16 protein-coding genes are annotated in these 20,910 nt (G+C 73.3%); 5 read left to right on the top strand and 11 right to left on the bottom strand.

Annotated features, from left to right (window positions below):
- Window positions 1-71: 71 nt before the first annotated feature.
- Genes ACGFML_RS05760 through ACGFML_RS05750 form a run of 3 tightly spaced genes read left to right on the top strand, consistent with a single transcriptional unit; the run spans window position 72 to window position 2,115 of the window.
- Entirely contained in the window at window positions 72-605 is a 534-nt protein-coding gene (locus ACGFML_RS05760) for a hypothetical protein (protein WP_393540288.1), read from the top strand.
- 46 nt (window positions 606-651) lie between these two features.
- Window positions 652-1,155 carry a ferritin-like domain-containing protein gene (locus ACGFML_RS05755; RefSeq protein ID WP_393540285.1) on the top strand — a complete coding sequence of 168 codons (504 nt, stop codon included), beginning with the start codon at window positions 652-654 and terminating at the stop codon, window positions 1,153-1,155.
- A 48-nt stretch (window positions 1,156-1,203) separates the two neighbouring features.
- Entirely contained in the window at window positions 1,204-2,115 is a 912-nt protein-coding gene (locus ACGFML_RS05750) for an aminoglycoside phosphotransferase family protein (protein WP_393540283.1), read from the top strand.
- 68 nt (window positions 2,116-2,183) lie between these two features.
- On the opposite strand, the gene ACGFML_RS05745 is transcribed toward ACGFML_RS05750, so the two are convergent.
- From ACGFML_RS05745 to ACGFML_RS05700, 10 genes are all read right to left on the bottom strand, one after another.
- Window positions 2,184-3,893, bottom strand: coding sequence for a proline--tRNA ligase (locus ACGFML_RS05745; protein ID WP_393540281.1), 1,710 nt, complete (start codon window positions 3,891-3,893; stop codon window positions 2,184-2,186).
- An 89-nt stretch (window positions 3,894-3,982) separates the two neighbouring features.
- Entirely contained in the window at window positions 3,983-4,519 is a 537-nt protein-coding gene (locus ACGFML_RS05740; RefSeq protein ID WP_393540279.1) for a GNAT family N-acetyltransferase, read from the bottom strand.
- Between the two features lie 41 nt (window positions 4,520-4,560).
- A complete protein-coding gene (locus ACGFML_RS05735) occupies window positions 4,561-5,406 on the bottom strand; it encodes a GNAT family N-acetyltransferase (RefSeq protein ID WP_393540277.1) in 846 nt (281 codons plus the stop codon).
- Window positions 5,407-5,578: 172 nt separating this feature from the next.
- The gene (gene ispG, locus ACGFML_RS05730; protein WP_393540275.1) at window positions 5,579-6,736 is read right to left on the bottom strand and encodes a flavodoxin-dependent (E)-4-hydroxy-3-methylbut-2-enyl-diphosphate synthase; all 1,158 of its coding nucleotides are present in this window, start codon (window positions 6,734-6,736) and stop codon (window positions 5,579-5,581) included.
- A 207-nt stretch (window positions 6,737-6,943) separates the two neighbouring features.
- Window positions 6,944-8,245 (bottom strand): M50 family metallopeptidase, encoded by a 1,302-nt coding sequence (locus ACGFML_RS05725; protein ID WP_393540273.1) that lies wholly within the window; start codon window positions 8,243-8,245, stop codon window positions 6,944-6,946.
- Window positions 8,242-9,567 carry a 1-deoxy-D-xylulose-5-phosphate reductoisomerase gene (gene dxr, locus ACGFML_RS05720; protein WP_393540271.1) on the bottom strand — a complete coding sequence of 442 codons (1,326 nt, stop codon included), beginning with the start codon at window positions 9,565-9,567 and terminating at the stop codon, window positions 8,242-8,244. The genes ACGFML_RS05725 and dxr overlap by 4 nt, the downstream gene beginning before the upstream one ends.
- Before the next feature lie 80 nt (window positions 9,568-9,647).
- Window positions 9,648-11,576, bottom strand: coding sequence for an acyl-CoA dehydrogenase family protein (locus ACGFML_RS05715; protein ID WP_393540269.1), 1,929 nt, complete (start codon window positions 11,574-11,576; stop codon window positions 9,648-9,650).
- A 533-nt stretch (window positions 11,577-12,109) separates the two neighbouring features.
- Window positions 12,110-13,567 (bottom strand): aldehyde dehydrogenase family protein, encoded by a 1,458-nt coding sequence (locus tag ACGFML_RS05710; protein ID WP_393540267.1) that lies wholly within the window; start codon window positions 13,565-13,567, stop codon window positions 12,110-12,112.
- A 183-nt stretch (window positions 13,568-13,750) separates the two neighbouring features.
- Window positions 13,751-15,394 (bottom strand): PucR family transcriptional regulator, encoded by a 1,644-nt coding sequence (locus tag ACGFML_RS05705; protein WP_393540265.1) that lies wholly within the window; start codon window positions 15,392-15,394, stop codon window positions 13,751-13,753.
- A 182-nt stretch (window positions 15,395-15,576) separates the two neighbouring features.
- A complete protein-coding gene (locus ACGFML_RS05700; RefSeq protein WP_393540262.1) occupies window positions 15,577-17,727 on the bottom strand; it encodes an ATP-binding protein in 2,151 nt (716 codons plus the stop codon).
- Window positions 17,728-17,920: 193 nt separating this feature from the next.
- Here ACGFML_RS05700 and gabT point away from each other — a divergent pair, with 193 nt between their 5' ends.
- Together gabT and ACGFML_RS05690 are read left to right on the top strand one after the other, a co-directional pair.
- Window positions 17,921-19,270: a 4-aminobutyrate--2-oxoglutarate transaminase gene (gene gabT / locus ACGFML_RS05695; protein WP_393540260.1), complete on the top strand. Its 1,350-nt coding sequence runs from the start codon at window positions 17,921-17,923 to the stop codon at window positions 19,268-19,270.
- Window positions 19,271-19,772: 502 nt separating this feature from the next.
- The gene (locus ACGFML_RS05690) at window positions 19,773-20,381 is read left to right on the top strand and encodes a phosphatase PAP2 family protein (RefSeq protein WP_393540258.1); all 609 of its coding nucleotides are present in this window, start codon (window positions 19,773-19,775) and stop codon (window positions 20,379-20,381) included.
- 28 nt (window positions 20,382-20,409) lie between these two features.
- Here the strand turns inward: ACGFML_RS05690 and ACGFML_RS05685 are convergent, their stop codons facing one another.
- Entirely contained in the window at window positions 20,410-20,862 is a 453-nt protein-coding gene (locus tag ACGFML_RS05685) for a hypothetical protein (RefSeq protein ID WP_393540256.1), read from the bottom strand.
- Window positions 20,863-20,910 lie beyond the last annotated feature (48 nt).

Raw genomic sequence — 20,910 nt, 5'->3', positions numbered from 1 at the left:
TGACGATTCGGTGGGCGGTCACGGATACGCTCGCCTGCGGTGATCACTACGGAAGACCCGGGAAGTGGAACGTGCCTGATGCGGCGCTCACGCGCAGAAGAACCCTGCTGGCCGTCGCCGCCCTCGGGGGTGCGTCCCTGATCACGGGCTGTTCCGAGGACGCCGGCCCGGAAGAGGCGGCCGAACACTCCTCCGCCGCCGAGCGTCTGTGGCACGGCGCCGCCGGCGACAGCACGGCGTTGCTGGCCCGCTACGACGCGACCCTGGCCGCGCACCCCGCCCTGGAGACCGCGCTGCGCCCCCTGCGCACCGAAGTCGCCCGCCACGCCGACGTGTTCGGTGCCGGTGGGAGCGGCCCCACTCCGGGGAGGAGCCCGTCCCGGCGTGCCGGCACCGGCGTGTCGGACCGCTCCCCCGCCCACAGGTCCGGCCCGCCGGTCCCCGGGGACGAGAAGGGCGCCCGCGCCGCCCTTGCCGACGCGGAACGCACGCTGGCCGACCGCCGCACCCGGGCCCTGGCCACCGCCCCGCCGGAACTGGCCCGGCTGCTCGCCTCGGTGGCGGCGGCGGGTGCGGCGCACGCCTACCTGCTGGCGGAGGCATGAGCCGCCGCCGGCGCCCGGAACGCGACCACGAGAGGGCGTGTGCCCGATGACGGACAAGCAGCACGGCAGGGCCGGGACGGGCCGGGACGGGGAGCTGGCGGCGGTACAGGCGGCCCTGGCGGCCGAGTACGCCGCCGTGTACGGCTACGGCGTGGTCGGGGGCCGCGTCGCCGGTGCGCGCCGCAAGGAGGCGCAGGAGGCGTACGACGCCCACCGGGCCCGCCGGGACGCGCTGCGGCGTGGTGTGCGGGATCTGGGCGGCACGCCGCGGGCGGCCGCGGCCGCCTACGAACTGCCCTTCCCGGTCCCGGACGCGGCGGCCGCCGTCCGGCTGGCGGCGGAGTTGGAGGACCGGCTGGCGGCCGTGTACGCGGACCTCGTACGGGCGGCGGGCGGGCCGCGCCGCTCGGCGGCGGCGGCCGCACTGCGCGAGGCAGCGGTGCGGGCGGTGCGCTGGCGCGGCAGCGGCGTAGCCTTCCCTGGTCTCGTGGAGCGGGCCGCGGCCGATGCGCCGTCGAGCTCCGCGAGCGCGTCCTCGAACGCGCTGTGACGACCGGCCGCCCCGCGGCCACCGCCCCAGGAAAGGGACAGCTCAGGCATGGCAACGGCACCCATCGAACCGCCGCAGCGGTTGGTGAGTTCGCTGAGCAGCGATCCGGAAAGTCCCGCACAGGAGTGGCTCAGGAAGCTCCCGACGCTGGTTCAGCAGCGGCTGGACGACTGGGATCTGACGCTGGAGCGGGTGCACGCCCCTGGTGGCCGCAGCAGTCTGCTGACGCTCGTCCGGCAGAAGGACGGCACGTCCGCGGCGCTGAAGTTCCCGGCTCCGGGCCGGGCCGGGGCCCACGAAGCGGCGGCGCTGGAGACCTGGGACGGGTGGGGCGCGGCGCGGCTGCTGCGGTCCGACCGCGACAGCGGTGCGCTGCTGCTGGAGCGGCTGCAGAGTGCCGTGTCGCTGCGCTCGCTGCCCGAGGCCAAGGCGCTGTTGGAGGCGGCCGGCACGGTGCGCCGCCTGTGGGTGACGCCGGAGCCGGGGCATCCCTTCGACACCTTGGCCGCGCGCGCCGACGAGGACCGGTCGGGGCTGCGTACCGCCGGTGCCCTCACCCGCTCCGCCGCCCCCTTGGTGGACGAGGCGTCGGAGCTGCGCGGGTCGCTGCCGGGCAGCAGCGACGAGCAGTTCCTGCTGCACGGCGCCTTCCGCCAGGGCAAGGTGCTGGCCGGGGACCGGACCCCGTGGCTGGCCGTCGGGCCGTCGCCCCTGGTCGGTGAGCGCGCCTACGACCTGGCGTCGCTCGTACTGGACCGCTTCGAGGACCTGGCGGCCGGCTCCGGTGCGGCCGCCGCGGCCCGTCGCAGGGTGGCGAAACTCGCCGATTCCCTGGAGGTGGACCGGGACCGCCTGCGCGCCTGGACGCTGTATCACGCGGTGGACGCGGGGGTGCGGGAGTCGGCGGTGGGTGACCGCCGGCACGGCGAACTCCTCCTGGAGTTCGCCGCCTGGCTGTAGCCGTACGGCAACGGCGGACCGGCGGAACCCGTCACCGGGGTTCCGCCGGTCCGCCGGACCACACACCGTCAGGCGCTGAGGCGGGCCACCGCCTCCTCGACCGTCAGCTCCTCGCGCTCCCCGGTACGCCGGTCCTTGACCTCGACGACGCCGTCACCGGCGCGCCGCCCGGCGACCACGATGGTGGGCACGCCGAGGAGCTCCGCGTCCGTGAACTTCACACCGGGCGAGACGCCGGGGCGGTCGTCCACGAGAACCCGCAGTCCGGCCGCGCCGAGCTGCTCGCCGACCGCCAGCGCGAGTTCGGTCTGCTTGGCCTTGCCCGCCGCCACGACGTGCACATCCGCCGGGGCGACCTCACGCGGCCAGCAGAGCCCTGACTCGTCGTGGCTCTGCTCGGCGAGTGCGGCCACCGCACGGGAGACCCCGATGCCGTACGAGCCCATGGTGACCCGGACCGGCTTGCCGTTCTGGCCCAGGACGTCCAGCTCGAAGGCGTCGGCGTACTTGCGGCCGAGCTGGAAGATGTGGCCGATCTCGATGGCGCGGTCGATGCGCAGGCCGGCGCCGCACTTCGGGCACGGGTCGCCCGGCTCCACGACGACCACGTCGAGGTACTCGTCCACCTCGAAGTCGCGCCCCGCGACCACGTTCTTGGCGTGTGTGCCGGGCTTGTTGGCGCCGGTGATCCAGGCCGTGCCGGGGGCGATCCGGGGGTCGGCGAGGTAGCGGAACGACTTTCCGGCCAGCCCCTGCGGCCCGACGTAACCGCGCACCAGGTCGGGGCGGTCGGTGAAGTCCTCGGCCGTGACCAGCTCGACGGTGGCCGGGGCGAGGTGCTCACCGAGCTTGCCGAGGTCGACCTCGCGGTCCCCGGGCACGCCGACCGCGACGATCTCGCCGTCGACCTTGACCAGCAGGTTCTTCAGCGTCGCGGAGGCCGGCACCGCCAGGTGCGCCGCGAGCAGTTCGATGGTCTGCGTCTCGGGGGTGTCCAGCTCCTCGACCGGGCCGTGCGCGGAGCCGTCGGCGGGCTCCACCACGACCGTCACGGCCTCGGTGTTGGCCGCGTAGTCACAGGCCGGGCAGTCCACGAAGGTGTCCTCGCCGGCCGCCGCCGGGGCGAGGAACTCCTCGGAGGCGGAGCCGCCCATCGCGCCGGAGACGGCGGAGACGATGCGGTAGTCCAGACCCAGGCGGGCGAAGATCTTCTCGTACGCGCCGCGGTGCGCCGCGTACGCCTGGGCCAGGCCCTCGTCGGTGGTGTCGAAGCTGTAGGAGTCCTTCATCTGGAACTCGCGGCCGCGCAGCACACCGGAACGCGGGCGGGCCTCGTCGCGGTACTTGGTCTGGATCTGGTAGAGGATCACGGGCAGGTCCTTGTAGGACGTGCACTGGTCCTTGACCGTGAGGGTGAAGATCTCCTCGTGGGTGGGGCCGAGGAGGTAGTCGGCGCCCTTGCGGTCCTGGAGGCGGAAGAGCAGGTCGCCGTACTCCTCCCAGCGGCCGCTGGCCTCGTAGGGCTCCTTGGGCAGCAGGGCCGGCAGGAGCACCTCCTGGCCGCCGATGGCGTCCATCTCCTCGCGGACGATGCGGGAGACGTTCTCCAGGACCTTCTTGCCGAGCGGCAGCCACGTCCAGATGCCGGCGGAGGTGCGGCGGACGTACCCGGCGCGGACGAGCAGCTTGTGGCTGGCGGTCTCGGCGTCGGCCGGGTCCTCGCGCAGTGTCTTGATCATCAAGCGGGACATGCGCTGAACCTGTGCGGCGTTGGCCATGGGAGTTTCTCCTGCGTAAGAACGGTGACTCCCAGGAGGTTAGCCGCAGGGGTGTGGAGCACGGAAATGCGTTGTCCGGCGGCGGTCGCTCAGGGTCGTATCAGCGGCAGCGGGGCGCCCATGACGGCGTACGGGGTCGGCGCGCTGGGGAACAGCACCCGCCGTGCGATGTCCTGGTACCCCAAAGAGCGGTACAGCCCGCGCGCGGGACTCTCGCGGTCGATGGCCGACAGGATGGACCGCGGCTCCCGGGCCCCGTCCGTGATCCCGGTGATCAGTGTCCGCCCGATCCCCCGCCCCTGGTAGGCGGGGTGGACGTGCAGTTCGGTGATGACGAAGGAGTCGTCGAGCCAGTGGTCGAGGTGTTCGCTGCGCAGATACGGCTCGACGACCGTGGACCACCAGTGGGCCCGGTCGTTGGGCATGCCGTAGACGAAGCCGACGAGCCGGCCGGCGGGGGTGGTGGCCCCCAGGGCGCGCGCACCGGGGCAGCCGAGGTGGCGCAGCACGATGTGCCGCCGCACGGCGATCTCGTCGTCGCCGAGCCCGAAGGCGAGCGCCTGCACCGCGAGCGCGTCGTCCACGCGGGCGGCGAGATCGAGAGGGCCGACCGCGACGTCATCCATGGTCGCGAGCGTACAAGGCGGCGTCGCGGAAAGGGCGCGACTCAGAACAGCACGCTCATGAACGCGCCGACCTCCTCGAAGCCCACCCGGCGGTAGGAGGCGCGGGCGGCGGTGTTGAAGTCGTTCACGTACAGGCTCACCACGGGCGCGACATCGCTCAGCGCGTACCTCAGCACGGCGGCCATGCCGATCTCGGACAGGCCCTTGCCGCGGTGGGCCGGGTCGACCCACACGCCCTGGATCTGGCAGGCGCGCGGCGTCGCCGCCCCGATCTCGGCCTTGAAGACGACCTTGCCGTCCTCGATCCGGGCGAAGGAGCGGCCGGCCCCGACGAGCTCCGCGACCCGCGCCTGGTAGAGCAGCCCGCCGTCGCCGGCCATCGGCGAAATGCCGACCTCCTCGGTGAACATGGCCACGCACGCCGGCATGATCACGTCCATTTCGCTCTTCCGGATCCGCCGGACGCCCGGGTCGGGTGCGACCTCCGCGGAGGGGGCGTGGGTGACCATCAGCGGCTGGCGGGCGCGGACCTCGCGGGCCGGCCCCCAGTACGGCTCGAGCAGCGACCACAGCTCGGCGGTGGGCTCGGCGGGGCCCACGATGGACGAGCACCGCCGGCCCTGGCGGCGCGCCCGCTCGGCGAAGCCGTGGACGGCCTCGGGGGTGGCGCAGACCGGCACGAGGTTGGCCCCGGCGTAGCAGAGGGACTCCAGTCGGCCCCCGACGTACCAGCCCCACATCTCGCCGCCGAGGCGCCAGGGGTCGAGCCCGGCGATCTGCACACGGGCGGCGACGAAGGCGTTGGCGACCGGGTCACGGTCCAGGACCGCGAGGGCGTCATCGAGCTCCCCGGGCTCGAGGACCTTGATGGTGGTGGTCGTCAGCACGTGTCGGAAAGCCTCACCGTTACGGGCCTGGGAGGCCAGGCGGGAGCAGGTCCTGGCACTTTACCTCCCCCTGCGCGGGAGCACCCGGCCCGCTGCGGGACCGGCCGCCGCGGGGCATACGCAGGCCCCGCGGCCCGGGTGGGGGGCGCGGGGCCGGCGGCGGAGCGCGGGATCAGCCGGCGGCGGAGACCACCGGGGCGCCGGACTCGACGCCGTCCTTCTCCATCTGCTCGGCGATCTTCAGCGCCTCTTCGATGAGCGTCTCGACGATCTTCGACTCGGGGACGGTCTTGATGACCTCGCCCTTGACGAAGATCTGGCCCTTGCCGTTGCCGGAGGCGACGCCGAGGTCGGCCTCGCGGGCCTCGCCCGGGCCGTTGACGACGCAGCCCATGACGGCGACGCGCAGCGGCACCTCCATGCCCTCCAGGCCCGCGGTGACCTCGTCGGCGAGCTTGTAGACGTCGACCTGGGCGCGGCCGCAGGAGGGGCAGGAGACGATCTCCAGGCGGCGCTGCTTGAGGTTGAGGGACTCCAGGATCGACAGGCCGACCTTGACCTCTTCGGCGGGCGGCGCGGAGAGCGAGACGCGGATGGTGTCGCCGATGCCCTCGCTGAGCAGTGCGCCGAAGGCGACCGCGGACTTGATGGTGCCCTGGAAGGCGGGGCCGGCCTCCGTCACGCCCAGGTGCAGCGGGTAGTCCGACTGGGCGGCCAGCTGGCGGTAGGCGTTGACCATCACGACCGGGTCGTTGTGCTTGACCGAGATCTTGATGTCCCGGAAGCCGTGCTCCTCGAAGAGCGACGCCTCCCACAGCGCGGACTCGACCAGCGCCTCGGGGGTGGCCTTGCCGTACTTCTGGAGCAGGCGGCGGTCCAGGGAGCCGGCGTTGACGCCGATGCGGATCGGGGTGCCGGCGTCGGAGGCCGCCTTGGCGATCTCCTTGACCTTGTCGTCGAACTGCTTGATGTTGCCGGGGTTGACCCGGACCGCGGCGCAGCCGGCGTCGATGGCGGCGAAGACGTACTTCGGCTGGAAGTGGATGTCCGCGATGACCGGGATCTGGGACTTCCGGGCGATCACGGGCAGCGCGTCGGCGTCGTCCTGGGTGGGACAGGCGACCCGGACGATCTGGCAGCCGGAAGCGGTCAGCTCCGCGATCTGCTGCAACGTCGCACCGATGTCGGACGTCCGCGTGGTCGTCATCGACTGCACCGAAACCGGCGCATCTCCGCCCACGGCGACCGTACCGACGTGGATCTTGCGGCTGACGCGGCGGTCGGCGAGCTTGGTCGGTACGTCCGGCATTCCCAGCGCAATGGCAGTCATCTGGCGAGCAACCCCAAGGTGTGGATCAAGGTCCCGAATCGGCGGGCTCCGGCATCCGAGATTACGGCACCCGGGTTGCCGTAAGCACATCGCTCCCCCGCGGCCCCCCGAAAGAGAACGGCCGGGCGCCTCCAAACGCCGTGGAGGTGCCCGGCCGTCCCCAAACCCGCTTTCCGGTCAAAGAGCGCCGTCGGGCCGCGAGCGCCGTCAGGTCAGTTTCACCGGATTCACCACGTCGGCGACGAACACCAGCAGGGTGAAGCAGATGAAGACCCCGGCGACGACATAGGCGACCGGCATCAGCTTGGCGACGTCGAAGGGGCCGGGGTCGGGACGCCGGAAGACCCGGGCGACGGACCGTCGGATCGCCTCCCAGGCAGCGCCCGCGATGTGTCCGCCGTCCAGGGGGAGCAGCGGCAGCATGTTGAACAGGAACAGCGAGAGGTTGAAGCCGGCGACCAGGAAGAGCATGGTCGCCACCCGCTGCTCCGGCGGGATGTGCAGCGAGAAGACCTCGCCGCCGACCCGGGCGGCACCGACCACGCCCATCGGGGAGTCCTGCTTGCGCTCGCCGCCGTTGAACGCGGCGTCCCACAGGTCCGGGATCTTGCCGGGCAGCTGGACCAGCGAGGAGACGCCCTGCTCGACCATGTTGCCCATGCGGTCCACGGACTGGCCGAAGGACTGCGGGACGACGCCGCTGGCCGGGGTGAAGCCGAGGAAGCCGGCGGTGACGAACTGCCCGGGGACGTATCCGCCGTGTCCGTCGGTCTTGGCGACCTTGTTCTCTATCAGGTCGGCACGCAGCGTCGTCCGGGCTCCGTGCCGCTCGACGACGATCGTGGCGGGGCCGGTGGTGTCGCGGATCTGGCCCTGGAGGGTGTCCCAGTCCGGTACGGCGTGCCCGTCGAAGGAGACGATCTTGTCGCCGGCCTTCAGGCCCGCGGCCTTGGCCGGGGAGTCCTTGGCGGTCTTCGGGCACTTGTCGGTCTTGGCGGAGGCCGAGATGACGCAGTCCGAGACGGAGCCGACCTGGGTGGTCTGGGTGTTGATGCCGAAGCCCATCAGCACGCTCATGAAGATCACGACCGCGAGGACGAGGTTCATGAACGGCCCGGCGAACATCACGATGATGCGCTTCCAGGGCTTACGGGTGTAGAAGAGCCGCTTCTCGTCTCCGGGCTGCAGCTCCTCGAAGGCCGCCGAGCGGGCGTCCTCGATCATGCCGCGGAACGGCGAGGTGGAGCGGGCCTGCAGCTGTCCGTCGTCGCCGGGCGGGAACATGCCGATCATGCGGATGTAGCCGCCGAGCGGGACGGCCTTGATGCCGTACTCGGTGTCGCCCTTCCTGCGGGAGAAGATCGTCGGCCCGAAACCCACCATGTACTGCGGCACGCGGATACCGAACAGCTTGGCCGTGGAGAGGTGGCCGAGTTCGTGCCAGGCGATGGAGAAGAGCAGGCCGACGACGAAGACGACTATGCCGAGGATGGTCATCCAGGTCGTCATGCGCGAGCCTCCGAAGGTGTGCGTGCCGCGCGGGCGGCCAGTTCACGGGCGCGCGCACGCGCCCAGGTTTCCGCCTGCAGGACGTCCGCCACGGTCAGGGAGGTTCCCTGACCGGGCGTGCCGCCCGGCTGCGCTTCGCCTTGGCTCATTTTCATCACCACTCCGGATGCCAAGCCCTCGTCGACCACTTCGGTGACCGTATCCACAATCCCTGTGAACGGCAGCCCGCCGTTGAGGAAGGCGGCCACGCATTCTTCGTTCGCGGCGTTGAAAACGGCGGGTGCGGTACCGCCGATGTCCCCCACGCGGCAGGCGAGCGGGACGGACGGGAAGGCCCGCTCGTCCAGCGGGAAGAACTCCCAGGTCTGCGCCTTCGTCCAGTCCACGCCGGGTGCGGCGTCCGGGACGCGGTCGGGCCAGCCCAGACCCAGCGCGATCGGCATGCGCATGTCGGGCGGGCTGGCCTGGGCCAGGGTCGAGCCGTCGGTGAACTCCACCATCGAGTGGATGTAGGACTGCGGATGGACGACGACCTCGATGCGGTCGAAGGGGACGTCGAAGAGCAGGTGCGCCTCGATGACCTCCAGGCCCTTGTTGACGAGGGTCGCGGAGTTGATGGTGACGACCGGGCCCATGGACCAGGTGGGGTGGGCGAGGGCCTGCTCGGGGGTGACGCCGGCCAGCTCCCGCTTCGTGCGGCCGCGGAACGGTCCGCCGGAGGCGGTGACGACGAGCTTGCGGACCTCCGAGCGCGCGCCGCCGGCCAGCGCCTGGAAGAGCGCGGAGTGCTCGGAGTCGACGGGGATGATCTGGCCGGGCCGGGCGAGCGCCTTGACCAGTGGGCCACCGACGATCAGCGACTCCTTGTTGGCCAGGGCCAGCACTCGGCCCGCCTTGAGTGCGGCGAGGGTGGGGGCGAGGCCGATGGAGCCGGTGATGCCATTGAGGACGGTGTGGCAGGGCGAGGCGGCGAGCTCGGTGGCGGCGTCGGGGCCGGCCAGGATCTCGGGCAGCGGCTCGCCGGTGCCGTAGCGGGCGGCGAGGGCCTCGCGCAGTGCGGGGACGGTGTCCTCCCGGGCGACGGCGACCGTCCGCACCCGCAGCCGGTACGCCTGGTCGGCGAGCAGTTCCACCCGGCCGCCGGCCGCCGAGAGCGCCGTGACCTCGAAGCGGCCGGGGTTGCGCAGCACGATGTCGATCGCCTGCGTGCCGATCGAACCGGTCGAGCCGAGGATCACGAGAGAACGGGGGCCGCCCGGGCCTGCCGGGTCGGTGGCGGCCGGCTCGAAGCGCAGGTGCGGATGTGCGAGGGAGTCCGTCATGCGGTCCATTGTTGCCGGTCCGCGGGGCTCCTCGTACGGGGGACCCGGAGGCCGCCCGTACGAGGAGAGGGCGTGTCACCTCAGCGGACGGGGCGGCGCACGTTGTCCTTCGTGCTGGGACCCGGGGTGGCGTCGGCGATCCAGGGGCCGTCGCCGCTGGGGTCGATGACGCCCTCCTCCAGCCAGGTGTAGCTGCCGCCCAGGACCCCGGAGACGATCTTGCGGTCGAGATCGTCGGTGTTGGTCCACAGTCGGCCGAAGAGCTCCTCGACGCGGATCCGCGCCTGGCGGCAGAACACCTCGGCGAGTTGCTGGGCCTCGCGGCCGTGCTCGCCGCTCAGCCGCAGGTGTTCGGCCCGTACGCAGGCCGCGCTCATCGCGAAGAGCTCGGCGCCGATGTCGACGATCCGACCGAGGAAGCCCTGCTTGGTCTCCATCCGGCCCTGCCAGCGGGACATCGCGTAGAACGTGGCGCGGGCCAGCTTGCGGGAGGCCCGCTCGACGTACCGCAGATGACCGGCGAGCTCGCCGAACTCCTGGTAGGTGCGCGGGAGTTGGCCCGGGCCGGCGACGAGCTTGGGCAGCCAGCGGGCGTAGAAGCCGCCGGCCTTGGCCGCGGCCCGGCCCTTGTCGGCCAGGCTCTTGTCGGGGTCGATGAGGTCACCGGCGACCGACAGGTGGGCGTCCACGGCCTCGCGGGCGATCAGCAGGTGCATGATCTCCGTGGAACCCTCGAAGATCCGGTTGATGCGCATGTCGCGCAGCATCTGCTCGGTGGGGACGGCCCGCTCACCGCGGGCGGCGAGCGAGTCGGCGGTCTCGAAGCCGCGGCCGCCGCGGATCTGGACCAGCTCGTCGGCCATCAGCCAGCCCATCTCGGAGCCGTAGAGCTTGGCGAGGGCGGCCTCGATGCGGATGTCGTTGCGGTTCTCGTCGGCCATCTGCGAGGAGAGGTCGACGACGGCCTCCATGGCGAACGTGGTGGCCGCGATGAAGGAGATCTTGGCACCGACGGCCTCGTGCTCGGCGATCGGCCTGCCCCACTGCTCACGTGCCGCGGACCACTCCCGGGAGATCTTCAGGCACCACTTGCCGACGCCGACGCACATCGCGGGCAGCGAGAGCCGCCCGGTGTTGAGCGTGGTCAGGGCGATCTTGAGGCCGGCGCCCTCGGGGCCGATGCGGTGGGCCGCCGGGACGCGGACCCGGTGGAAGCGGGTGACGCCGTTCTCCAGGCCCCGCAGCCCCATGAAGGCGTTGCGGTTCTCGACCGTGATGCCCGGCGAGTCGGCCTCGACGACGAACGCGGTGATGCCGCCCTTGTGGCCCTCGGAGGCGGGCACCCGCGCCATCACCACCAGGAGGTCGGCGACCACGCCGTTGGTGGTCCACAGCTTCACGCCGTCGAGGACGTAGTCGTCGCTGCCGTCGTCGGCCGGAATCGCGGCCGTCGCCAGTCGGGCCGGGTCGGAGCCGACATCCGGTTCGGTGAGCAGGAACGCCGAGATGTCCGTACGGGCGCAGCGCGGCAGGAACGTGTCCTTCTGCTCCTGGGTACCGAAGATCTTCAGCGGCTGCGGCACGCCGATGGACTGGTGCGCCGAGAGCAGCGCGCCGATGGCGGGGCTGGCGGAGCCGGCCAGGGCGAGGGCCCGGTTGTAATAGACCTGGGTGAGCCCCAGACCGCCGTACTTGGTATCGATCTTCATGCCGAGCGCGCCGAGCTCCTTGAGCCCGTTGAGCGTCTCGTCCGGAATCTGCGCCTCGCGCTCGATCCGGGCACCGTCGACCTTGGTCTCGCAGAACTCGCGCAGCGTGGCCAGGAACTTCTCGCCGCGCCGTACATCGTCGGCCGCCGGGGTGGGGTGCGGATGGATGAGATCGAGGCGGAAGCGTCCCAGGAACAGTTCCTTGGCGAAGCTGGGCTTGCGCCAGTTCTGCTCACGGGCCGCCTCGGCAACCTGCCGCGCTTCGCGCTCGGAAACCTTGCGGATGGACGGAGCGGTCATCAGGAGCTCACCTCGCCGCGATCGGGAGTGCTGCGCCGGAGGGCCGGGCGGCCGCCGGACAGTGCTACTTGTGAGGGTTACCCGATCCGCGGGGGTTGCACCAGTGGTGGGGCGGGGAAGCGGCGGCCCGGCGGACGTGTATCCGCCATGGGCCGTCCGGGGCGCGGTCGCAGCCGCGCGGCGGTCCGCCGTATCCGCCGTTCGGGGGGTGCCGCGTACCGCGCTGGTTGTACGTGGGGCGGCGGCTCCACCCTGGGGTGAAGGCCCGGCTCCGCCTCCGACAGGAGGAAGCGGGGGCGAAGGGGCCGTACCGTCGAACTCGGGCACGGCGGGGACGCGAGGGCCGCCGGGCGGGGAGAGAGGGGGCCGCGGCGCGCTCCGGAACAGGGTGCCGGAGCGCGCCGCGGCCGGGGCCGGCGCCGGGGGGTGCGCCGGCCGGAGCCTGGACGGCAGTACGGCCCAAGGGATGGCCGTCGCTGTCCACCGGTCCAGGCCGGTCCGGTGCCGTCGGACGTGGCGGGGTCGCCGTCCGCTTACAGGGCCAGGCCGGTCAGGACCAGCACGCGCTCGTAGGTGTAGTCGTCCATGGCGTAGCGGACGCCCTCGCGGCCCACGCCGGACTGCTTGGCGCCGCCGTAGGGCATCTGGTCGGCGCGGTAGGACGGCACGTCGCCGACGATCACGCCGCCGACCTCCAGGGCGCGGTGGGCACGGAACGCCGTCCGGGTGTCGTGCGTGAACACGCCGGCCTGCAGGCCGTACTTGGAGTCGTTGACCGCGGCGAACGCCTCGTCCTCGCCGTCGACCTTCTTGAGGGTCAGCACCGGGCCGAAGACCTCTTCGCAGGCGAGCGTGGCGCCGGCGGGCACCTCCGCCAGGACGGTCGGCGCGTAGGAGGCGCCGTCCCGCTTGCCGCCCGCGAGCAGCTTCGCACCGCGCTGGACGGCCTCGTCCACCCAGTCCTCGACGCGCTTGGCGGCGGCCTCGTTGACCAGCGGGCCGACCTCGGTGGCGTCGTCCGACGGGTCGCCGGTGACCTGCGCGTTGACGGCCGCGACGATCTTGGGCACCAGGCGGTCGTAGACGGAGGCGTCGGCGATGACCCGCTGCACGGAGATGCAGGACTGGCCGCCCTGGTAGTTGGAGAAGGTGGCGATCCGCTGCGCCGCCCAGTCCAGGTCCGCCTCGGAGGAGAAGTCGGCGAGGACGACGGCCGCGCCGTTGCCGCCGAGCTCCAGGGTGCAGTGCTTGCGCGGCACCGAGTCGAGGATGTCGTAGCCGACCTTCTCCGAGCCGGTGAAGGAGATGACGGGCAGCCGCTCGTCCTGGACCAGCGCCGGCATCGCCTCGTTGCCCACCGGGAGGATCGACCAGGAGCCGGCCGGCAGGTCGGTGCCGTCCAGCAGCTCGCCGATGATCAGGCCGGAGAGCGGGGTGGCCGGGGCGGGCTTGAGGATGATCGGGACGCCGGCCGCGATCGCCGGGGCGATCTTGTGGGCGCACAGGTTCAGCGGGAAGTTGAACGGGGCGATGCCCAGGACCGTGCCGCGCGGGAAGCGGCGAGTCAGGGCGAGGCGGCCGGCGCCGCCCGCGTCGGTGTCCAGGCGCTGGGCCTCGCCGCCGTTGAAGCGGCGGGCCTCCTCGGCCGCGAAGCGGAAGACGGAGATCGCCCGGCCGACCTCGCCGCGCGCCCACTTCATGGGCTTGCCGTTCTCCGCGGAGATCAGCCGGGCGATCTCCTCGGTACGCTCCACCAGCTGACGGCCGACGTGGTCGAGGGCGGCGGCCCGCACGTGGGCGGGGGTCGCGGCGAGCTCGTCCTGGACGGCGACGGAGGCCGCGATGGCCTCCTCGACCTGGGCCTCGGTGGGGACGCTCACCGTACCGACGTGACGTCCGTCCCAGGGGGAGGTGACGTCGAAGGTGGTCTCGCCGGTGGTCTTCCGGCCGGCGAGCCAAAAGGCGGTGGGGGCTGCAGCAGTGTTCGGCACAGTGGATCCCGGCCCTTCCGAAGTGGTGGATGGTGCGTATGGCTCCGCGAGCGCTCGGCGAGCGGCTCCGCTGCACCCACGGTAGGGGCGCGGCGCCGCCATGGCGTTTGTCCGAAGCGGCACAATCGATGGGCGTGTCTCTCCGCGGTGGAAGAGGCCGTTCGGGCGGGCGGGGCCCCGCGTTCACTCCCCCGGTGGCACCGACGTCGCCTTGAGTGCCAGCCACAGCTCCATCCGCACGTCCGCGTCGTCCAGCGAACGGCCCAGGATCTCCTCCACCCGCCGCATCCGGTAGCGCAGTGTGTGGCGGTGGACGCCCAGGTCGGCGGCGGCCGCGTCCCACTGGCCGTGCCGGGCGAGCCAGGCCCGCAGCGAGGCCACCAGATCGCCGCGGCCGGTCGCATCGTGCTCGCGCAGCGCCCGCAGCAGCCCGTCCGCGAAAGCCCGTACGGCGTCGTCGGCGAGCAGCGGCAGGACGGAACCGGCGGCCACGTCCTCGTGCTCGACCAGCGCGCGGCCCCGGCGGCGAGCGACGTACAGCGCCTGTTCGGCCTGGCGGTAGGCGTTCGCGGCGGCCATCGGCCCGGTCGGCGCGGACAGCCCGACGGCCAGGCCCTCGCCGCGGCCCTCTTCGCCGCGCGCCGGACGCCCACGCGCGGGCGGCTGCGCCCCGGAACGGGCCTCGGCCAGGGCGGCGAACTCGGCGCAGGCGCCGGCGGCCGCCCCGCCGTCCGCGACCAGCACGATCAGCCGGCTGCCGTCGGGGACGGCGAGCACCGCCTCGCCGGTCCGGGCCGCGGCCGAGTCCATCGCATCGGCGAGCTCGTCGAGAACGGCCGGGGCGGCGCCCGACGGCACGGTGCCCGGTGCGTCCTCGGCGGCCACCGACTCGGCCACCATCATCCGGAACGGCGCGTCCAGCAGGCCGCCGTACAGCCGGCCCGCCACCGCACGGGCGTGGTCCGGCTCCCCGGCGAGCAGCATCTTCAGCACCGCGGCGCCCAGCCGCTGCTCGGCGTCCTGAAGGGCGCGGGAGCGCTCCGTGGTGAGCGTGAGCAGGGCGACGGCGGAGTGCACGGCATAGCGCTCGGCCGTCCCGAGCGGCGCACCGGTCCCCACCGCGAGCACTCCGCGCGCCCGGCGTCCGGTGCCCAGCGACTGGAGTTCCACCCGGTCGTCACCGTCCGTGTCGCTGACGACGGAGCTGGCGGGCGCCGGGCGTTCGCGCAGTCGCCCCACGTCGTCCGCCAGCCGGGCGGCCCGCCGGGCGGCCCAGTCGGGGGCGGCGGCCACCACGGACCCCGACGCGTCGTACAGCGCGGCCCAGCCGTCCAGGTGGGCGGCGAGCCGGGCGAGCAGCTCGGCCGGCCCCTCGGCGCTGAGCGCGGCCCGGGTCAGCTCCCGCTGCGCCTCGAAGCCCGCCGTCACGGCGCGGTACTGATCGGCGGCGACGGCGGCCGAAACGGCCTTGCTGATGGCGATGAAGGGGGTCCGGCGCGGCACCCCGAGCAGCGGCAGGCCCTCCAGCCGGGCCGCCTCCACCAGGGCCTGGGGCACGTCCTCGTAATTGACCCCGATGGCGAAGCCCAGCCCGACGACCCCCGCCTGCGCCACTCGCCGCACGTAACGGCGGCTCGTCTCGGCGTCCTCCGCGTCCAGCTTGAGGGCGGTGATCAGCAGCAGCTCGCCGCCCTCCATGTACGGGACCGGGTCGGTCAGCTCACTGGCATGCGCCCAGCGCACCGGGACGTTCAGCCGGTCCTCGCCCGCGAGGACGGTCAGCTTGAGCGCGGTGTGGTTGACCAGGGAAGCCAGGGTGTGGGGCATAAGACCTTCGCAGACGACGGGGAGCCGACGGCCGCCCAGTGGACCTTTGTGCCGTCCCGTATGAACGGCCACTCCCGATTCTGCCTCAGCGGAGGAATCGGGGGGACCTCTCGTACGGACGAATCCGGGCAGACGCCCTCGGGGCGACGCCCCACCCGAGGTGCGCCGGCCACCTGGAGGATCTAGCGCCGCAGGTCCACCAGCACCGGGGGCGCGTGCTCGCCCCGCACCGAGGTCACCGAGAGCACCGCGTGCCCGGCCGGTACGGAATTGGCCAGGTCCGACGCGGACCAGCGCTCCCGCTCGACGGTGCGGACGGTGACGGCCTTGGCGGTGGCCGCCTTGCCGGTGACCAGGTGGCGGAAGACGTGGAACGCCTTGCCCGCGGCGCTCTCCGCAATGATCTGACGGTCCGTCACATCACGGGTCTCCACCCACTCCTTGCCCCACACCTCGGCGAACCGCGCCCCGTCCCAGGTCGTCACCCCCGCGAACGCCATCCGGCAGCCGACCGCGCCGAGCAGCGCGCCGCGCAGCGCGCCGGGGACCTCGTCCAGTGAGCGCAGCGTGAGCACCACGCCGGCGTTCGCCGAGCGCAGCCGCTGAAGACCGCGCAGCGCCTCGGCGGTGACGGTGTGCGCCGCCTCGTCGAGCACCAGGCAGGCGAACAGCGAGCGGTCGGTGCGCGCCACCGCGCACTCGGTGAACTGGGCGAGCACCAGCCGCGCCAGGATCCGCGAGGCCTCCGTATGGCCGCGCTCGGGCAGCTCGATACGGACCCGCAGCGGGTGGTCGAGGGAGCGCAGGGAGACCTGGCGGGTACGCCCCAGCGGGTCGAAGAAGTCGGCGAACGCGGGCCGGTCGAGCAGGGCGATGCGGTCGGCGAGCAGCACGCCGACGTCCCCGGGCCGCTCCGACTGCCGGGCGCGGGCGTCCAGTTCGCGCAGCAGGGTCTGCTCGCGGGCTCCCTCCAGAGCGGTGCGCAGCGCGCCCGTCGCCCCGGGGTCGCCGTCCAGCAGCTCGCGCAGCTCGGGGACGGTGGGGAACCGGTCGTGGGCCGCCCGGAAGGGGCCGAGCAGCTGGGCGAGGGCCGTCGCGGCGCGCCGGCTGTCGCCGCCGGGCAACTGCTCGGCGAGATCGCCGACCAGCGCCTCGGCGAGGATTCCGGACGCCTCGTCCGGGTCGGTGGTGCCGCCGTAGAGGTCGAGATCGCAGTCCGGGTCGGGGCGGCCGATCTTGACCACCACGTCGAAGGCGTCGTCCGGGCCGAGGTCGGAGCCGGCCGGCCCGACGGCGATCACCGCGCACTGCCCGGCCAGCGCCTGCAGGCACATCGACTCCACGACCGGCCCGACCACCCGGGTGGTCTTGCCGCTGCCCGCGGGGCCGACGGCCAGCAGGGAGGTGCCGAGCACGCCCGGTTCCAGGGCGCAGCCGGCGCCCCGGTACTGGTAGGGGTTGCGCTCGTGGTCGGCGGCGGTGCCGATCCGCACCTGGTGGGCGAGGAGGTCGTGGTCGGCGGCCCGGCGGGCCAGGTCACGCCGCCCCGAGGGGTGCGCACAGGCCGCGGCGCCCTGTCGCAGGACGGTGTCGGTGAAGGAGGCGAGGGGGTTGTTGCCGGCCCGCACCGAGCGCCAGGCGCGGTCGATCCTGGCCACGTCCACATCGTTCATCCGCCCGGCGCGGGCCTCCTGGGCGAGCTTGTCCGCGGCGTCCGGGGCGCCGTGGGCGCGCAGCTCGGGCCACTGGGCGGGGTCGGCGGCGGGCTGGGGGGCGGCGGCCGGCGCCCGGTCGCGCAGCCGCCGTACGAGCGGCATGACGAGCGGCAGCAGGAAGCGGCGGGCGAGTTCGCGCCACCGGCCGAGGCGCCCGAAGACGGCGACCATGGCGGCCAGGAACAGGCCGTAGTAGAGGTAGCTGGCCCAGACGTAGGCCATCGGGTCGCTGCCGTCCCGCCAGGAGTCGGGGGTCAGCAGCACCAGGGGCCACAGCCAGTAGCTGCCGAGGTATTGGTTCCACAGCAGCGACCACAGCAGCCAGCCGCAGAGGAACGAGATCAGCGCACCGCTGACCAGCTGCCGGCCGGGAATCCGCTCGGGCTCGCGCGCGGGCCGGGGCCGGTGGCCGTACGTCCAGATTCCCGGCCCGGCCTCCGGGCGCGGGGTCCGCAGCCAGCCGAGCAGCGGGGGTTCGGGGGCGCCGGCGGGGCTGCCGGGCGGCGTCGCGGGCAGCGGCGGCGCGGCGGGGGGCGGCGGTGCGTCCGGGGGTGCCGCCGGGTGCGGGACCCGGCCGGAGCGGGTGTTGCGTGCGTCCTGCGTGCCCTCGGTATCCATCCGCTGCCCTTGTCCCCCCTCGAACCGCCAGCTGCCGCCGTTCAATCTACTGGCCGCGCGCCGTCGCTATGTCCGGTGCGGACAAGGCAACACGCACACTTCTCCCGATCGGAACATGCCAGGGCCGGTCGAGCGGCCCTAACCTGCGAGAACAAGACCTCTGTACGTCCCCGTTCGACCCCAGGAGACCGCCATGACCGAACTGTCCGGAGGCCCGGCCCTCCCCCAGGAGCGTCGCATCGTCACCGCGATCCCCGGCCCGAAGTCGCAGGAGCTGTGGGCCCGTAAGCAGGCCACGGTGGCAGCCGGCGTCGGTGCGGTGCTGCCCGTCTTCGTCAAGCGCGCCGGCGGCGCCGTCCTCGAGGACGTGGACGGCAACTCCCTGATCGACTTCGGATCCGGCATCGCCGTGACCTCGGTCGGCAACAGCGCCGAGGCCGTGGTGCGCCGGGCGACCGCGCAGCTCAACGACTTCACCCACACCTGTGCGATGGTCACGCCGTACGAGCCCTACATCGCGGTGTGCGAGGCACTCGCCGAGCTGACCCCGGGCGACCACGCCAAGAAGTCCGCGCTGTTCAACTCCGGCGCCGAGGCCGTGGAGAACGCCGTCAAGGTGGCCCGCGCCTACACCAAGCGGCAGGCGGTCGTCGTCTTCGACCACGGCTACCACGGCCGTACGAACCTGACGATGGCGCTGACCTCGAAGAACATGCCGTACAAGAACGGCTTCGGCCCGTTCGCGCCCGAGGTCTACCGCGTACCGGTCGCCTACCCCTACCGCTGGCTGACCGGCCCGGAGAACTGCGCCCAGGAGGCCGCGGCCCAGGCGATCGAGCAGATCAACAAGCAGATCGGCGCGGACAACGTCGCGGCCATCATCATCGAGCCGGTGCTCGGTGAGGGCGGCTTCATCGAGCCGGCCAAGGGCTTCCTGCCCGCCATCGCGAACTTCGCGAAGGAGAACGGCATCGTCTTCGTCGCGGACGAGATCCAGTCCGGCTTCTGCCGTACCGGCCAGTGGTTCGCGTGCGAGGACGAGGGCATCGTCCCGGACCTGATCACGACCGCCAAGGGCATCGCCGGCGGCCTGCCGCTGGCCGCCGTCACCGGCCGCGCCGAGATCATGGACGCCGCGCACGCGGGCGGCCTCGGCGGCACCTACGGCGGCAACCCGGTGGCCTGCGCCGCGGCGCTCGGCTCCATCGAGACCATGCGCGAGCAGGACCTCAACGCCAAGGCCAAGCACATCGAGTCGGTCATGAAGGCGCGCCTGAACGCCATCCAGGAGAAGTACGACGTCGTCGGCGAGGTCCGCGGCCGCGGCGCGATGATCGCCATCGAGCTGGTCAAGTCCGGTTCCAAGGACCCGAACCCGGAGGCCACCGGCGCGCTCGCCAAGGCCTGCCACCAGGAGGGCCTGCTCGTCCTGACGACCGGCACCTACGGCAATGTGCTCCGCTTCCTGCCGCCGCTGGTGATCGGCGAGGACCTGCTCAACGAGGGCCTGGACATCCTCGAGGCGGCGTTCGCCACGCTCTGAGCCACGCCCGGGGTGCGCCCGCGCGCAACCCTGCTGCGGCCCGGTCACGGTGCGTCCCGTGCCCGGGCCGCGGCCGTTTTCGGGGCCGCTGCGGAGCGGGGTCGAAGGGGACGGACGCGCGTAGCTGGAGGCGCGGCGTGAAGAAGATGTGCGGGGCCGATGGCGGCCAGGTGATGCGCCTGTCGGGCGGGCGCCGGGTGCCGTACGGTTTTTGCAGATGAGAGAAACACCCCGCCCGCAGGGGACTGCGGGCGACGCCCGGTCGGCGCTTCCCCGGCTCCGATCAGGCCGTGCCCTCGTGCACACCACTGGTGCCCCTCGGGGCTCCGGGAATCCTCACCGATCGGATGTCCGCCCGCCCCAAACCCCCCGGGGCGCGCGGGACACCGATCAGTTCGGCCGCCTCGGAACCACCCCCCCTGTTCCGAGGCGGCCGACTCTTTTTCCGGCCGGCGTCCTCGGCCTCCTCAGTGCGCTGCTCTTCGCCGCGATCAGCCGGCAGGTGGCCGCCCACGGGCCGCTGCGCGGTCTCGACGAGCGGGCCGGGCGGGCCGTCGCCGGCAGTGCCGTCCCCACCTGGTTCGCCGAGTTCTTCGCCGATCTCGGCAATACGGCCGTGGCCCTGCCGGTGCTGCTGGCGGTGGCCGGATGGGCGGCGTGGGCCGCCCGCCGCCGGCGGGGTCCGGCGCCCGCCGGCCCGCCCGCGAGGTGGTGGCTGCCGTCGCTCGCCGCCGTGCCGGCCCTGGCCGCGGTGCCCGCGCTGGTGGTCCCGCTCAAGCTGTGGTTCGCCCGGCCCGGACCGCCGCAGATGGCGGGCGGTGCGCACGACGGCTTCTATCCGTCCGGCCACGGGGCCACGGCGGCCGTCGCGTACGGCGTCGCCGCGCTGCTGGTGCTCCGGGCACGGCGGCGGACGGGCCGGCGGGCCGGCGCCGTCCTGGTGGCCGGCGCCGTCGCGCTCAACGCCGGTGTGGGCGCGGGTCTGGTGCGCCGGGGCTACCACTGGCCGCTGGATGTGCTCGGCAGCTGGTGCCTGGCCGGGGTGCTGTTGGCGGTGTGGTGGGCGGTGTGCCACCGGTGGGCGGCCGACGGGCGGCGGGCGGGTCCCTGAGCGGGGGCAGCACGGGACGGCGCGCCACTCAGCGCCGCCCCGCCAGTGCGGCCGCCGCCTCGTGCAGAGCCAGCTCCAGGACGAAGGGGTCGGTGAGCGTGCCGGTGCCGTCCGGTGGCACCAGCCAGCGGACGCCGCCGGTGACCCGGCCCGGAGGGGGCGTCACGATCCAACTGCCGGGCCCGGCCCCGCGTACGTGGGTGCCCAGCCAGCGGGCGGTGGTGCCCGGTGGGACGAAGAAGCCGGTGCGGTCGTCGCCGAAGTCGCCCAGAACCGGTCCGGGGCGATCGAGGAGGCGGGTGAGCACGCCGAGGGCCGGCGGGCCGAGCCGGCCGGCGACGATCAGGACGTCCCAGTGGCGGCCGGCCGGCAGGAGCGTGACGCCGAGGGGGTTGCGCGCCCATTCCCGCCGGCAGGCATCGGGGTCCGTGGCCGCCGACAGCAGCCAGTCCATCGCGTTGTCCGCCCCCGTGGTGGTCATGTCGTCCCTCGCTTCCCGGGGCCCGGTCGGGCCGCCGTCTCCCGGAGG

The organism is Streptomyces sp. NPDC048650 (assembly GCF_043199095.1).
Taxonomy (GTDB): Bacteria; Actinomycetota; Actinomycetes; order Streptomycetales; family Streptomycetaceae; genus Streptomyces.
This window is presented reverse-complemented; position numbering and strand designations above follow the sequence as displayed.